The following is a 13,447-nucleotide window of genomic DNA, read 5'->3' as shown; positions in this document are numbered from 1 at the left end:
CCTAGTATACCATTTTTTACATAATGAGGAAAAGTTGAAAATTACGTTTTTTGATACTTTTTTGGCTTGATATTTGTTAAATAATGGATTTTTAGTATGGTGAATAGGGAAAATGCTTTAGAAATAATCTAAAAGAACCATGCTTTTTTGCATAGACGAAAGGGGGACTAGGGTTGATCGCGAAGAGAAAATCGCTCTTGATGATGATCTGCTATGGCTTCCTCGCTTCGATCAGCATTTATTACGGATTGGTCGAGCGTCAAAGTTTGTTTGTAACATTTGTATCATTTCATGTGGTGGTTTGTCTAGTGGTACCTTTGTTCCACGGGTATTGGGAAGGGTATTTGACAGAGCATTGGCGGAATGCTTGGGGCGATGATTTGTTTCACCAGGCAGAGGGCTTGTTTTTTGGTTTTTTGACGGGTACGGTTCTTTTTCTTGCCATTCTCATCGGTTCGTGGCTTCTATTGACGACAGAAGTGAATGCGTTATGGATTCGGCGGGTGCTGATGCATTGGGGGCTTACCTCGGATTGGATTGGCCTGTTCGTCTTATATATAACGGTGATCAACTCTCTGTTGGAAGAGCTGTTGTGGCGGGGCTTTGTGCTGGAGCGGTTGTTGCCGAGTATGTCGCGGGTGCGCGCCGTGCTGTTGAGCAGCTTTTTTTACAGCCTGTACCATCTGATTCTGGCTTCGATTCTGTTTGGGGTTAAATGGGGCTTGATCATCACAGGGCTGGTCTTTATCGTCGGCAACATCTGGGGCTGGTTGAAGCTTCATTACCATGGTGTCTATGCGACATGGGTGAGTCATCTGCTGGCTGATTTGGGGCTGATGGTGGTGCTGGTTACGTTTGTATTCTAGCTTGGATGTTCAGGAGGGATAAACATGGTGGTGCATTATGTGGAGGAGCGATTACGTAACCGTCTACTAAGTATCTTACGACAAAACAGTGGAAATATATTCCTCTATTTTGATACGTACGGGTTCACTTCCGTTGAAAAACTTCTGCCTTACATACGGACGCTCAAGGGAGTCGAGGGAGCGGATCTGGATGCTTTGCGCCAGGTGGTAGAGCATGACCCGAAAAAGCAGTTTGAGTGGGATGGCGGGGCGCTGATCCGTACGACCTATGGCTTCTCTCCCGGTCGGGATCATAAGGGCAGAGCAGAAACCCCGCCCGACACGCTGTACTATGGAACCCACCGCAAGCTGCTGCAACAGATTCGCGGGATAGGCCTGATCCCGATTGCAAGCGACATGGTGCAGCTCGCCGTCAACCCCGAGGATATCGGGAGCGTGGGAGATGGTCTAATCATCATCCCGGTCAATGCAAAAGAAGCGCACCGCGATGGGATACGCTTCAATCGGATTGGGGAACGGTATTATTTTGTCGCGGAGTTGCCTGCGAAGTATCTCGAAGTAGGTGAAGAAGGGATGTAGGGAGCATACGTGCTTTGGGATGAAGCACAGCGCTGTGCCCGGTATATAGGCTTATGCGCCAGCGGTCCCCCGGTGTTGCTGCTTGGCATCGAGATTGCGCTGGCGCTCGGTAATCACGTCAGAGCGGTCGCGCAGGGTGTGCTTGTGGATGAGGTACTCGTCAGCGAGATTGCTTGGCTGACCGAACACCAGCCCCTTCTCCGAGCAGAGCGTCTGGCACAGCGTATGCAGAGCTTCGTCGGCAATCGGCAGGTTGAGGCTGGTGTACGGCTCACCTGCGGCGATCTGTTCGACGCGTGTGCCAAGAGCAATCTTGAGTGCGGCGGGATCAAGGCCAAGCGCGGCTACCTCTGTCTCATGTTCAGTAAGGATACGGACAGCGCTGGACAGCATTTTGGCAGCTCCCGCGGTATTGTTGCGGCGGTGATGATACAGCCCGACCGCGATCTGAATCAGGCCGACCCAGACGTGTGAGCGTGTTTCGTCAGAAAGACTTTTCCAATATTCTTCGAGAATCTCGTGGCATTCAAAATAATCACGGTCTCCGTGAAAATGAACCAGGTACTCTTGATAGGCAGTCGGATACATATTTTTCACCTGTTTCCTTTGACTTTCCTTTATTATAGTAGTGTACAAGCAAAATTTCGAGGTGAATTCCCTATGACAAAAGCAGAAATTCTCGCAGCACTGAAACAAAAACGCATGGATGAAATCATTGAACTGATCGAAGACGCTGAAAAAGGCGATCTGGAAGAGCTGGAGCTCGTCGAAAGTCTGGGACTGCTCTATGATGAAGAGCTGAACCGTGAAGTGATCTCCTTGCTCGAGAGCCTCGGGGTCACGATCATCTGGCTGACCGGGGATGAAGAGGAAGAAGAAGGCGAAGAGGACGAGGATTAAATAAAAAAGGTGGCATCCTTTTTCATGGGAAGAGGATGCCACCTTTCTTTGTATAGATGTAGAGTGGGACGGTTATGCTCTTACCCAGACACGGTTTTTGTTGCGTGTTGCCGGGAAATGCTGACCTTTTTGCAGCTCAACATGCAAAGGATCAATGATGCCGGCACCTGGACCGTTCTCACTGATTTCCATGTAGTGACCGTCGTTGGGAGCTTTGTCTCCTGGTTTGAAACGGCTTTGTTCGCCCATCGTGTGTTCACCTTCCTTTCCCAAATATGTCCGTAGTATGTCCTCTGTACCGTGCAATCATCCATCTGTACCTGATTCGTTGACGAAAAAAGTAGAATTGCTATACTATTAAGCTTACCTTTTTTACATCGGATGATACTGGAGGGAATCCTCATGCTGCGCCTTACTCTGAATAAAGAAACGAGCCTCTCCTATCACGAGCAGCTTTACCAGCAGATTGCCTCACTGATCCGCAGCGGTGAACTGGCTCCCCATACCCAGCTGCCCCCTGTGCGTGATCTGGCTGCCCAGCTGCACGTCAATTACAATACGATCCGCAGTGTGTATCTGCGTCTGCAACAAGAGGGTCTCGTCGACTCCAGGCAGGGACGCGGCACCGTGGTCAGCAATATCGTCAACGACCCGCAGCTGACACGCAACCCCGCCCATCTCACCCTGCTGGCCAAGGAAACCCTGCACAAGGTAAAAGCGATGGGCTACTCGCTCGACGAATTTGCCCGCGTGCTTGGGATCGTCCAAAAAGAAATCAACCAGCTTCCCGTGCTGTTTTTACGGTTTACCGAGCTGGAGCTGGCTGAATACTGCCGGTTGGTTCAATACCATCTGCCAAGCGCGATGGTGGAGGGCTGGACGCTCACGACATTTTGGGAGCGGCTTGAGGCGGACAGCAACTTCCTGCAGGAATATCGCGCGGTCGTCGTCCATCCGTCTGTCAGCGATCAGGTAATGCCGTCCCTGCCGCGTGAGGCGCCTCCGGTGGTAAGCCTCGATTTCATCCCAGACCCGACCGTCGTCATCCCGGAAGTCGATGCTTATCCCCGCCATACCAAAGTGGGGCTGATCTGCGCTACCACCCGTGGAGCAGAGGGGATGATCGATGACTTGCACAATGCCGGGATTCATCATCTGGACCTGCATACGATCGAAGCCAATCACCCGGACGTATTTGACTTAATCGCGATGTGTGATGTCGTCTATATCTCTAAGCCGGGCTACATGACCCGCCCGAATCTGCTTACCCTCCCCAAAGTAAAGGAGTTCCGTGAGATACCGGATCATCATGGGATTACCGAGCTGCGCAAAATTGTATCCCAATAGCTGTTCGTTCGCCTGTCAGGACAAGTCTGACCGTGACATCCGCTGATTTTGCAGTCTGTGGGTACCTGTACCATTCCTCTAACCCTTTTCATTCATACCCTGTACTGTACCAATTACAAGAAAGGGTGAAGTGTAATGGGTCACGGTTGCAAAAGAGGTAAGTGCAGAACCAAATGCCACTGCAAAACTTGCTGCAAGAAGAAATATTATAAAAAAGTATGCAAACTGGTTCCTTACTACAAAAAGAAATGCCACCATCACTCCAAAGGTCACGACTCCTCCTCTTCTTCCTCTATGGGTCACTACGGTCACGGCAGCAGTTCCAGCTCCGGCTACGGCTACGGTCATCATGGTCATCACGGACACCACGGACACCACTACTACTAAGAATAGCTTCCCCTACGCATATTTCCTTGAAAAAAGCGCCTGATACGGGCGCTTTTTTTGTATCATCACGGGACTTGGGGAGGAGCAACTTTTGCCGTCCATCCCCATACGATGGCAACAAACAGCTCACATGCAGGAAGGAGACAGCCAGATGGATCACATGACACCAAGCAAGGATGAGCGGACATGGGCGATGGTTGCCCATTTGGTTGTGTTTTCCAGTTTTATCATTCCATTTGGCAATATTATCGGACCGCTGGTGGTCTGGTTAAGCAAGCGCGAACAAAGTGCTTTTGTCGATCATCATGGTAAAGAGGCGCTCAATTTTGCCATCAGCACGATGATGTATGCGTTTGTCTCGTTTTTGCTTACCATTGTCGTAATCGGTATCTTTGCCTTGATTGCCCTGGGATTGTTTTGGATGACAGTGACGATCATGGCTGCGCTTAAAGCGAACGATGGTGAGGTGTATCGGTATCCGTTGACGATTCGGTTCATTAAGTAGGTGCGGAGGGAGAGGAGCAGGTGGGCGTGTGGCGGGGCAACTTGACAATCTGCAAGGAAGATAATACTGCCCGCTATGCAAGTAGCGAATGGGGTACGGGTGGAAAATGTTTCAATCCCCCGATGAGAGGGGACATCTGGGTAGCGCAAGGGAGTGAGACTATTCCCCCCTAAAAGAACTCCCCATTCACTACTTTCTCCGCTAGGTTAGACGGTCAAAGGGCTATCCTTCGGGAACCCTGCTCCTCTCTACGCGGCTTTCGTGAACCGAACTCGCCAGCAGATACCTTGGGATGAGTAGAAATAAAAAGCAAAAAACAAAAGATCAAAAGAAACAAAACCAGAGCCGAAAGTTTGAGCTATTCGCCAAACAACGCCGACCGCTTTTCATCCCCGTCTCCCTTCAAAAGTGTGATGGTCTCGGAGGAGGATGGACGGGGAAAGCCTCTTTGGAAACCATCTCAGCTACGGAAAAAGCGCTGGCGCTTTAAGTCCTCTTCGAGTCCTCTCAGGGTCAACCCCATCGCTTGAACCCGCTTCTCCGAACATTTTGCCCCGGACAAGCCAGCGTTTTTTCCGTAGCGGACAGTCAATACTCCCCCTGCGGGTTTTCAACAAGGCGAACCCCGTCCATCCTCCTCCGAGCCCACGCACAATTTTTCCCATCCCCAAGCATATAATGCCGAAAAAGAGACTACACAAGGGGGCATTTTCGTGATCTCAACACAAGCACTGCTCGCATCAGCAAAAAATCGGCCAAACCATCTGGCAATGATCGACGGAGAAAAGCGGATCACCTACCGTGAGATGTTCGCACGCGTCACCAGACTGGCGGGGGCCTTGGAGGCTTCCGGCGTCCGCAAAGGGGATCGGGTAGGGATCCTGTTATTCAATGAATCCAGATATCTGGAGCTGTTGTTTGGGATCACGATGCTCGGGGCCGTCGCTGTACCGATCAACACCAGACTGTCCGCACCCGAAGTTACGTTTATCCTCAATGATGCGGACGCCAAGCTCCTGTTTTTTCATCGGGAATTCCTTCCGATGCTTACGACACTGCAAAAAGAGGCCGCGGGGATCGAGCGGTTCATCCTGTGCGAAGACGGTGGAGAAGTTGCAGATACAACTATTTATGAGGCGTTCATGCAGGAGGCTTCGCCGATTGAAGACGTGTACCGTGTCTGCGAGAATGATCTGGCCGGGATTTTTTACACAGGCGGCACGACAGGTATGCCAAAAGGCGTGATGCTCACCCACCGCAATCTGATGAGCAATGCTTACAATTTTGCCATAGCTCTTGAGTTTACAAGACAGGAGATTTACCTCCACGCAGCCCCGATGTATCATCTCGCAGATGGCTGCTCGACGTTTGGAACGACAGTTGTCGGGGGAACCCATATCTTTATGAGGATGTTTGATCCGGTGAAGCTGCTGGCCTTGGTGGAGCGCGAGCGGGTGACGTCGATGATTTTGGTGCCGACGATGATCAATATGCTGATTCATACCCCGTCACTGTCCGATTATGATGTCAGTAGCCTGCGCAAAATCCTTTACGGTGCGTCCCCTTGTCCGACCGAGGTGCTGCGCAAAGCGATGACCCTCCTGCCGGTACGCTACTATCAGGGGTATGGACAGACCGAAGCGGCACCGTTGCTGACGATCCTGAGTGCCGAGGACCATGTGCTGGAGGGAGAGGAGCATATCGTCTCCCGTCTGACTTCGGCAGGTCAGCCGTTGCCGGGCGTGCAGGTGCGTGTCGTCAATGCGAAGGGGGAAGATGTGGCACCGGGGGAAGTGGGAGAAGTGATTGCCAAAGGACCGAATGTGATGGCAGGCTATTGGAAACGCCCGGAAGAGACAGCGGCAACGATTGTCAACGGTTGGCTGTATACAGGGGATATGGCGACCGTGGACGGGGAGAATTTTATCTATATCGTCGACCGCAAAAAAGACATGATCGTCACCGGTGGCGAAAATGTCTACTCGGTCGAGGTGGAAAATGTCATCTATACCCATCCGGCTGTGCTGGAAGCCGCAGTCGTCGCCGTCCCTGATGAAAAATGGGGCGAAAGCGTGAAAGCCGTGGTCGTGCTCAAAAAAGACTGCACTGTAACAGAGGAAGAATTAATTGAGCACTGTCGCCGTGATCTCGCCGGGTACAAGGTCCCCAAATCCGTCGATTTTGCAGCAGAGCTTCCCAAAAGCGGTCCCGGCAAAATCCTCAAGCGCAGCATCCGTGACCACTATTGGAGCGGCATGTCTCGACAAGTTAACTAAAAATGTAACAATAAATTCGGAATTTCTCAAAAAGAGCACCGGGTCAGGTGCTCTTTTTTATTGTATGGTAATAAAGAACAGTCGAATAAAAGATGTTTTCACATAAGACGGACAGGGTAATAAACATAAGTAACAAAAAGTAACAATAATGAATGATAGATGTAAGTACAGGAGTGTTTCTTTTATGCGTATGATACACCGCATGTTTCATTTGCACAGCATGAAGGGACAGCTTCAATTCTGGGGCAGTCTGACCGTCGTTTTGTTAGGGATTTTAAGTATTACCGTATACTCTTTCCTTGAATATAACGAATCTAAGAGGGAAGGTATCGAGACGCTTCGGACCGTCACCACGATGCAGAGTGAATTTATTGAATATTGGTTTGCAGAACGTGCAGAAGATATCCGCGCGATGGCTTCCCGTAACAGTTCCCGCATGCTGGATTTGAAAGAGATGCGGGCCAACTTTGAGTTTGCCTTGAATAACCGGAATGATTTTACCGTGATCAACTTCTTGGACAAGAAGGGGAACCTTGTGATCACGACAGAAAAAGGTATCCATGAGCTTAATTTTGCCGATCGGGAGTATTATAAGCAGGCGATGAAGGGCCGGGAGTACATCTCTGACGTGATTGTCGGGAGACTGACCGGGGAACCCAATATTTATTTTTCTGCTCCGGTCCGGGATTACAAGGGAAATGTGCAAGGTCTGGTACTTGGTGTCGTCAAGCCTGACCAGATTGACAAGATCATTAACAGCACCTCCCATGAGGAGAAAGGAACCACCTATCTGGTCAACAGAGAGGGTGTGCTGCTTACTGAATCGGATGCGCTCAAGGAATCGATACCCCGAAAAATCGGCGGCTCGGTTCGCCTTAAGATGAAAGTAGATACGGAGATCGTCCGCAGTGCTTTGAAAAACAGACCCGTCCTCGAATCCTATCTGGATTACCGGGGGAAAGAGGTATACGGTGCATACCGCTGGACTAATGGCGGGAAGTGGCTGATTATCGGGGAGATGGACAAGCATACCGCTTTGACGGATATGTATGAACGTCTGGTGCTGATGATCTTTTTGACCATTTTGGTGCTGCTTCTGTTCATCTATCTGGCGATCAGAGTAGCCGGCAAGATGGAGCGGCCGATCCAGTCATTACGCAGGGGGACGCAGGTCATCAGGGACGGGAATTACCGTTGGGCGATCCGGACCGATCAGCTGGGTGACTCCCCGCTGGAACTGCTTGAACTTTGTGAGACCTTCAACCAGATGGCAGCGACCATCGATATGAACATCAAGCTGTTGGAAGAAAGCGAGCAACGATTCAAATCACTGTTCCTCTACAACAGCGATGCCGTATTTTCACTCGATCTGAAAGGGCGATTCGTCCGGGTCAATCCGACGTGCATCCGCATGTCCGGCTATTCAGAAGAAGAATTGCTTTCCATGTCCTTTGAGCCGATGATTCGACCGGAGGACCGTGAACGGGCCAAGCAGGCCATCACGTATGTCAACTTGGGGCAGTCCGACCGTTTTGAGTCCGTATTGATTCACAAAGACGGCCATGTGATCGACACGCTGATCAAGATCGTCCCCATCATCGTGTCTGGTAAGATCGTCGGAGCGCATGGAATAGCCAAGAATATTACGGAGCAAACCCGAGCATTAAAAGATCTTCAAGCGTCCAAAGAGCTGGTCAGCAACATTTTGGAGAGTATCACCGACGCCTTTTTCGCGCTCGATCTAGAATGGAGGTTCACGTACGTCAACCATGAGGCTGAACGGATGCTGGGCAAGGGCAGTGATGGCTTGATCGGGAAAGTGATCTGGGATGAATTCCCGCTGATCTTGAATTCTCCATTCCAGCATGCCTACGAGGATGCGATGAAGAAGCAGATCGTGGTGGAATTCGAGAGCCATTTCGAACCTTTCTGTATCTGGTTGAATGTCCGTGTGTTCCCATCCAAAGACGGACTCTCTGTCTATCTCCGCGACATCACCAGCCGTAAAGAAGCAGAGGAGTCACTGCGCGAGAGTGAGGAGCTCTTCCGCCTGTTGACCGAAAATGCCAATGATATCATCGCCCGCCACGGTCAGAATGAAATCTGCACCTATATGTCCCCAGCAGTTCGGACCATTCTCGGATATGAACCGGAGGAGGTCGTCGGCACATCTACGTATACCTTAATTCACCCGGAAGATGTCTCGATCGTGCGTGAGTCCCATGAAAGAATCCTCCGCACCGATGTCGTAACCCATCCGACGTATCGGATTCGCCGCAAAGACGGCAAATATATCTGGGTGGAGACCACAACCAAGGGGATTCGCAACAACACGACCGGTGAAATAGAAGAGATCATCACGGTCACCCGCGACATCAACGAGCGCAAACGGGCCGAGCAGAAGCTGCAGGAAGCCAATACGATGCTCAAGCATATTTCGTTTATCGACGGGCTGACAGAAGCAGCCAACCGACGCTACTTTGACGAAATGCTCCAAAAGGAATGGCAACGCCTCTCCGAGTGTGGCTTGCCGCTCTCCCTGATCCTAGTCGACATCGACTCCTTCAAAGCCTACAACGATACCTACGGCCATCTGGGCGGCGACAGCTGCCTCAAGCTGGTAGCCAAGGTCCTGCAGGAAGGCATGGCTTCACGCCCTGAAGATATCGTTGCCCGCTACGGCGGCGAAGAGTTCGCGATCCTGCTTCCCAACCTGAGCCAGATCGAGGCCGTCCAGATCGCCGAGAGCCTCCGCCATCAGGTAGAGTCCCTGCAAGTCCCACACAGCCAATCCAAAGTCGGCAAATACGTCACCATCAGCGCCGGTGTAGCGACCATCACACCAAGCATGTTCACCACCCCAGAAGGTCTCATCCAAGCCGCCGACAAAGCCCTCTACCAAGCCAAACGCACGCGAAATCAGGTAGAGACGTATTCTTAATACCGTTACAGATATAGTTCACATTCATGGTGCGAAACACTCACCAATCCCTAGGCGTCCGCATTCCCATCACATACCGGGATCGACGCCTTCTTCTTTTACTATTATCATCGCCCCGATTTTCAGCTGGCCAGGAAGCTAGAGCGAGAGCATGATCTGTTTGTAAGGAGACCGGCCCCATAGGGGGAAAGGCGACTGAAAAACAGATCATGCTCTCGCTCTCCCCCTTCCAGCAACTGAAAAAATCTTTTTACCAATAGAGGAAAAAGTTCAATATACACTTACCAAGTTAACTGTGTTAACATAACAGTGTTCTTACTTTTACCCCCCATAACCTGCTGATACTCTTCTCCTGCGATGTTCGTGGGAGCTTTTTTTATACATAGACCTAAGCAACGAAAACAGGACATGCAGGACGGAAGACTCAGGCCCAAATGACCATGTAACAGCATGGGAGATCAACCGATACCATAGTGTGTAGGGAAAACAGAAATAACATCACGGTATTTTCAGACTATTTGAGAAAAAGGTGAGTATGTTGATGAGTAAGCGTAAGGCAGTTCTTACAGCAGTAACTTCCGTTTTGTTGGGAGCGGCGTTTGTCACCAGTCCTGTTGTCGCATCGACTACTACATGGACCACGGATTCCGCCTTGACCAACTATAACAAGTATCTTTCCAACTACCAGTCAGACGAGCTGGTCAAAGTGAATCAGTACAGACAAGCCTACAGCAGCATCAAAGGCAGTTTGGCCGATCAAATCATGGAACGCGCGTTTTGGTATATGGAAAATGGATATGCCGTCTATGGTCATGGTTGGAACTCCTATCCAGAAGAGGGGATTATCGATTGCTCCAGCTATACCCGTCTGGTCTTCGGAGATTTCGGCTATAACATGACGAATGCATCCGTCGAGTACGATAACGTGGGTTACAAAATCACGGGAGTCTCTTCCGCATACGAAAACGGCGCGTGGAAGTTAAAAGGTACAGAGAACCTTCGCCCGGGCGATATTCTGACATGGTATGCAGTTAACTCTTCCGGTCAGAAGTATATCAGCCACGTTGCTATCTTCATCGGGATGCTCAACGGTCAGCCAGCCGTCATCGGAACCACCGAGAGCAATGCGACAACCCTTGGGATCGTCAATGATTTCCGTTACTGGTATGGCTCTAACTTCCACAGCGCACAGCGCGTCTTGCCAAAAGAAGCGTGGACAGCAGGCAAAGTGATTCCAGGTCACGAGGCTAAAGCACCAGTCATCCCGAAATCCTACGTACTTAAGCCGCAAAAGTCAATCACCATGCCAGTGATTCAGAACACGGGAGCAGCAGCACTTACCGACGGCAAAACCTATATCACCCCGAACTCCGGCTACGTCGGTGTCCTCTCCCAGCCTAACACCAGCAGCACGCGTCTTGGTTCCTTGCATATCGGAGAGTACGCACCGATCATCCGCAAGTACAACAGCTACTACTATGAGATCCAATACGCAGGCAAAACAGGATACGTGACAGCCAGCAGCACCTACACCCACACAGAGCCAAACAACCTCGGCCAGACGTGGACAGGCGGTCTCACTGTCACGACAGACCCATCGATTCCAGGCGGCACACCAATTAGCACTAGCACCAGTACCGGCACGACACAGCCGCCAATCGTCACCGGTCAATACGTGATGACCAACAATGGCTGGGTCTCCTATTTCTCTGGTCCGTCTCTGTCCAGCACTCAGCTGGGCAAGCTGTACCTTGGACAAAAGGCACCATACATCCGTAAATATAACAACTACTACTATGAAATCTGGATGAACGGCCGTCTCGCCTACATCACAGCGAGCAGTGTTTATACCAAAGTTGTAAGTGAATAGACAAGCAACCGCATAATTACATGGAGGATACCCCCAAAGGCTTATGTCATCAGGCATAACTAGGCGGTATCCTTTTTGTGTTGGGACGGGCAGGGCGCGGGCCTATACATGACGTACACAGAGACTCGGTTCGGCTGGTGTCCCGATCCATTCGGTTATGTGGAAAGGAAGACGGATGCATTCCCTCCCGAATCGTCATACTAAGGGTGATGCAGATTCTGACGAAGCAAGGGAGAGCCCAACTGATATGAAACCAATGATTCTGGCAAGCGCACTGGCTATCCTGCTGGTAGGTGCAGCGGGTATCGAGAGCAGAGCAGAAGCGATCCCGCAGGCAAAGATGCCTTTTCCCAAGGATGCCGTCACGATTAAAGAAGCGTCCGTGGATGTCACCGGAGATACCAGACCAGACCGGATCGTTCTGGCTGGCCGCCCCCGCAAGGATAACAACATCTATTATGAGAAACTCTACCTCGGCGTCGAAGACCCCATCACCAATCAGATCGTCTCGTATGACATCGAAGGCGGCTACTCGCCGTCTCTGGAGTTCGTGGATGTGACAGGCAACAAGGTTCCAGAGATCTTCATCTCAGCAGAGACAGGCGGCAGCGGGGGGATTATCAACTACTATCTCTACACGTACCGCAACAAAGAGATTCACCCGATGCCCGTACCGCAGGGGCTAGATATGTCGGGAGCCTTGGAGGATGGTTATCAGGCACGGATCTATGTGCGGGATACCAATCAGTATACGACGATAGACCTAGCTGATCGTGCGAAGCTATACAGCGATCTCGGGATTTACCGCAACAACCAGATCGTCCGCCCGGTCAGTGTGATGACCAGCCGTTCCTGGCAGCTGCTTAAGCCCGCTGATCCAGAAGGTGACGGTGTCTATGTGCTTTGGGGCATCCAAGCGATTAAGGGCGTCGCCAATGCTGATACGATTGCCGTAGCGGGTTCGGAATGGATATGGGAACCAGCCGGGGCTGGTACGTGGAGATTGTCGAGGTCGAATGTGATTAAGTATGAGCCGAGACGGGCGAATGGGAGTATTAAGTGAGTCAGGTAGGGAAGAGGTCCTGCTGGGTGGAGGAAGGTTGTTTCCATCTGGTGGGATTTTTTTTTCGTTAAACTACGCGTCTAGCCATACGAACGACGTGTACGATGCGGAGTCGAGGTTGTATGATGGAAGAGCGCAGTATAATGAACCGAGAGTAGGGCCACCAGGTGAATAGTCGATCAAATGGGTTCGAACGAGGATTTCGATAATATGTATCACTTGAAACGCTCGAATCCTTTACAACAGAAATGGAACAAGACTTATCCCAATTTTTTATTAAATGAAGATATACATATATTTGGTAATTACCGTTCAGGCAGGTGAATCATGTGTTTCAAATAGACTACAGAATTATTACGGATCATCATTATTGGAAGAGGTTGAATTTGGAGCAGATCGAACATGAAGGAGGGCTGGAAGGCTTTTTCAATTAAAGTTTCAAAATGAAGTGTATGGATATTACCACGACCGCGAGCTGGCTGCGAAAGAGCAAGGAGTTGATATCATATCAACATGGTTGGAGCTACTCTTAGAGGTATATATATGTCCTTACAAAAGAAGTATATAGCTATTAAAGATGTTGAATCGTATAATACATGGCTTGAATTTCTTGTTCAAGAAACTGAGTTGACTGTCAGTATAATGAGATCGGACGAAGCAATCAGCCAGTTTATCATTACCCGGTCTGTTCAAGATTGTACGTATCCAGCATG

At 50.4% G+C, this 13,447-nt stretch carries 12 protein-coding genes; 9 read left to right on the top strand and 3 right to left on the bottom strand.

Annotated features, from left to right (window positions below):
* Positions 1 to 173: 173 nt before the first annotated feature.
* Together FGI41_RS09530 and FGI41_RS09525 are read left to right on the top strand one after the other, a co-directional pair.
* Positions 174 to 866 (top strand): CPBP family intramembrane glutamic endopeptidase, encoded by a 693-nt coding sequence (locus FGI41_RS09530; protein ID WP_255298404.1) that lies wholly within the window; start codon positions 174 to 176, stop codon positions 864 to 866.
* A 24-nt stretch (positions 867 to 890) separates the two neighbouring features.
* A complete protein-coding gene (locus tag FGI41_RS09525; protein WP_139489861.1) occupies positions 891 to 1,445 on the top strand; it encodes an RNA 2'-phosphotransferase in 555 nt (184 codons plus the stop codon).
* A gap of 51 nt (positions 1,446 to 1,496) precedes the next feature.
* Here the strand turns inward: FGI41_RS09525 and FGI41_RS09520 are convergent, their stop codons facing one another.
* On the bottom strand, positions 1,497 to 2,033 hold the full coding sequence (locus FGI41_RS09520) for a DUF309 domain-containing protein (protein ID WP_139490184.1): 537 nt from the start codon (positions 2,031 to 2,033) through the stop codon (positions 1,497 to 1,499).
* Between the two features lie 72 nt (positions 2,034 to 2,105).
* On the opposite strand from FGI41_RS09520, the gene FGI41_RS09515 reads away from it, so the two are divergent.
* Positions 2,106 to 2,345: a hypothetical protein gene (locus FGI41_RS09515; protein WP_139489859.1), complete on the top strand. Its 240-nt coding sequence runs from the start codon at positions 2,106 to 2,108 to the stop codon at positions 2,343 to 2,345.
* Between the two features lie 72 nt (positions 2,346 to 2,417).
* Here the strand turns inward: FGI41_RS09515 and FGI41_RS09510 are convergent, their stop codons facing one another.
* A complete protein-coding gene (locus FGI41_RS09510; RefSeq protein ID WP_139489858.1) occupies positions 2,418 to 2,594 on the bottom strand; it encodes a YjzC family protein in 177 nt (58 codons plus the stop codon).
* Between the two features lie 153 nt (positions 2,595 to 2,747).
* Between FGI41_RS09510 and FGI41_RS09505 the strand changes: the two genes are divergently transcribed.
* A complete protein-coding gene (locus FGI41_RS09505; protein ID WP_139489856.1) occupies positions 2,748 to 3,692 on the top strand; it encodes a GntR family transcriptional regulator in 945 nt (314 codons plus the stop codon).
* A 78-nt stretch (positions 3,693 to 3,770) separates the two neighbouring features.
* On the opposite strand, the gene FGI41_RS09500 is transcribed toward FGI41_RS09505, so the two are convergent.
* Positions 3,771 to 4,043 carry a hypothetical protein gene (locus tag FGI41_RS09500; RefSeq protein ID WP_139489854.1) on the bottom strand — a complete coding sequence of 91 codons (273 nt, stop codon included), beginning with the start codon at positions 4,041 to 4,043 and terminating at the stop codon, positions 3,771 to 3,773.
* Positions 4,044 to 4,230: 187 nt separating this feature from the next.
* On the opposite strand from FGI41_RS09500, the gene FGI41_RS09495 reads away from it, so the two are divergent.
* The 5 genes from FGI41_RS09495 to FGI41_RS09475 all read left to right on the top strand — a co-directional run bounded on the left by FGI41_RS09495 (position 4,231) and on the right by FGI41_RS09475 (position 12,734).
* Positions 4,231 to 4,584, top strand: a complete 354-nt coding sequence (locus tag FGI41_RS09495) for a DUF4870 domain-containing protein (RefSeq protein WP_139489852.1) — start codon at positions 4,231 to 4,233, stop codon at positions 4,582 to 4,584.
* A 713-nt stretch (positions 4,585 to 5,297) separates the two neighbouring features.
* Positions 5,298 to 6,860, top strand: coding sequence for a long-chain-fatty-acid--CoA ligase (locus tag FGI41_RS09490; protein WP_139489850.1), 1,563 nt, complete (start codon positions 5,298 to 5,300; stop codon positions 6,858 to 6,860).
* Between the two features lie 184 nt (positions 6,861 to 7,044).
* Positions 7,045 to 9,801, top strand: coding sequence for a PAS domain S-box protein (locus FGI41_RS09485; RefSeq protein ID WP_176560200.1), 2,757 nt, complete (start codon positions 7,045 to 7,047; stop codon positions 9,799 to 9,801).
* Between the two features lie 541 nt (positions 9,802 to 10,342).
* Positions 10,343 to 11,671 carry an NlpC/P60 family protein gene (locus FGI41_RS09480; RefSeq protein ID WP_139489846.1) on the top strand — a complete coding sequence of 443 codons (1,329 nt, stop codon included), beginning with the start codon at positions 10,343 to 10,345 and terminating at the stop codon, positions 11,669 to 11,671.
* Between the two features lie 247 nt (positions 11,672 to 11,918).
* Positions 11,919 to 12,734, top strand: coding sequence for a YybI family spore inner coat protein (locus FGI41_RS09475; protein ID WP_139489844.1), 816 nt, complete (start codon positions 11,919 to 11,921; stop codon positions 12,732 to 12,734).
* Positions 12,735 to 13,447: the final 713 nt, after the last annotated feature.

It is taken from the genome of Brevibacillus dissolubilis, from assembly GCF_006170445.1.
GTDB classification, from domain to species: Bacteria; Bacillota; Bacilli; order Brevibacillales; family Brevibacillaceae; genus Brevibacillus_B; species Brevibacillus_B dissolubilis.
The sequence above is the reverse complement of the archived record's forward strand: the minus strand, read 5'-3'. Positions and strand labels throughout refer to the sequence as shown.

Coding starts and splice junctions, on each gene's coding strand:
- FGI41_RS09480 (WP_139489846.1), top strand. CDS start 10,343: ATGAGTAAGCGTAAGGCAGTTCTTACAGCAGTAACTTCCGTTTTGTTG.
- FGI41_RS09495 (WP_139489852.1), top strand. CDS start 4,231: ATGGATCACATGACACCAAGCAAGGATGAGCGGACATGGGCGATGGTT.
- FGI41_RS09515 (WP_139489859.1), top strand. CDS start 2,106: ATGACAAAAGCAGAAATTCTCGCAGCACTGAAACAAAAACGCATGGAT.
- FGI41_RS09510 (WP_139489858.1), bottom strand. CDS start 2,594: ATGGGCGAACAAAGCCGTTTCAAACCAGGAGACAAAGCTCCCAACGAC.
- FGI41_RS09520 (WP_139490184.1), bottom strand. CDS start 2,033: ATGTATCCGACTGCCTATCAAGAGTACCTGGTTCATTTTCACGGAGAC.
- FGI41_RS09505 (WP_139489856.1), top strand. CDS start 2,748: ATGCTGCGCCTTACTCTGAATAAAGAAACGAGCCTCTCCTATCACGAG.
- FGI41_RS09500 (WP_139489854.1), bottom strand. CDS start 4,043: ATGATGACCGTAGCCGTAGCCGGAGCTGGAACTGCTGCCGTGACCGTA.
- FGI41_RS09485 (WP_176560200.1), top strand. CDS start 7,045: ATGCGTATGATACACCGCATGTTTCATTTGCACAGCATGAAGGGACAG.
- FGI41_RS09525 (WP_139489861.1), top strand. CDS start 891: ATGGTGGTGCATTATGTGGAGGAGCGATTACGTAACCGTCTACTAAGT.
- FGI41_RS09475 (WP_139489844.1), top strand. CDS start 11,919: ATGAAACCAATGATTCTGGCAAGCGCACTGGCTATCCTGCTGGTAGGT.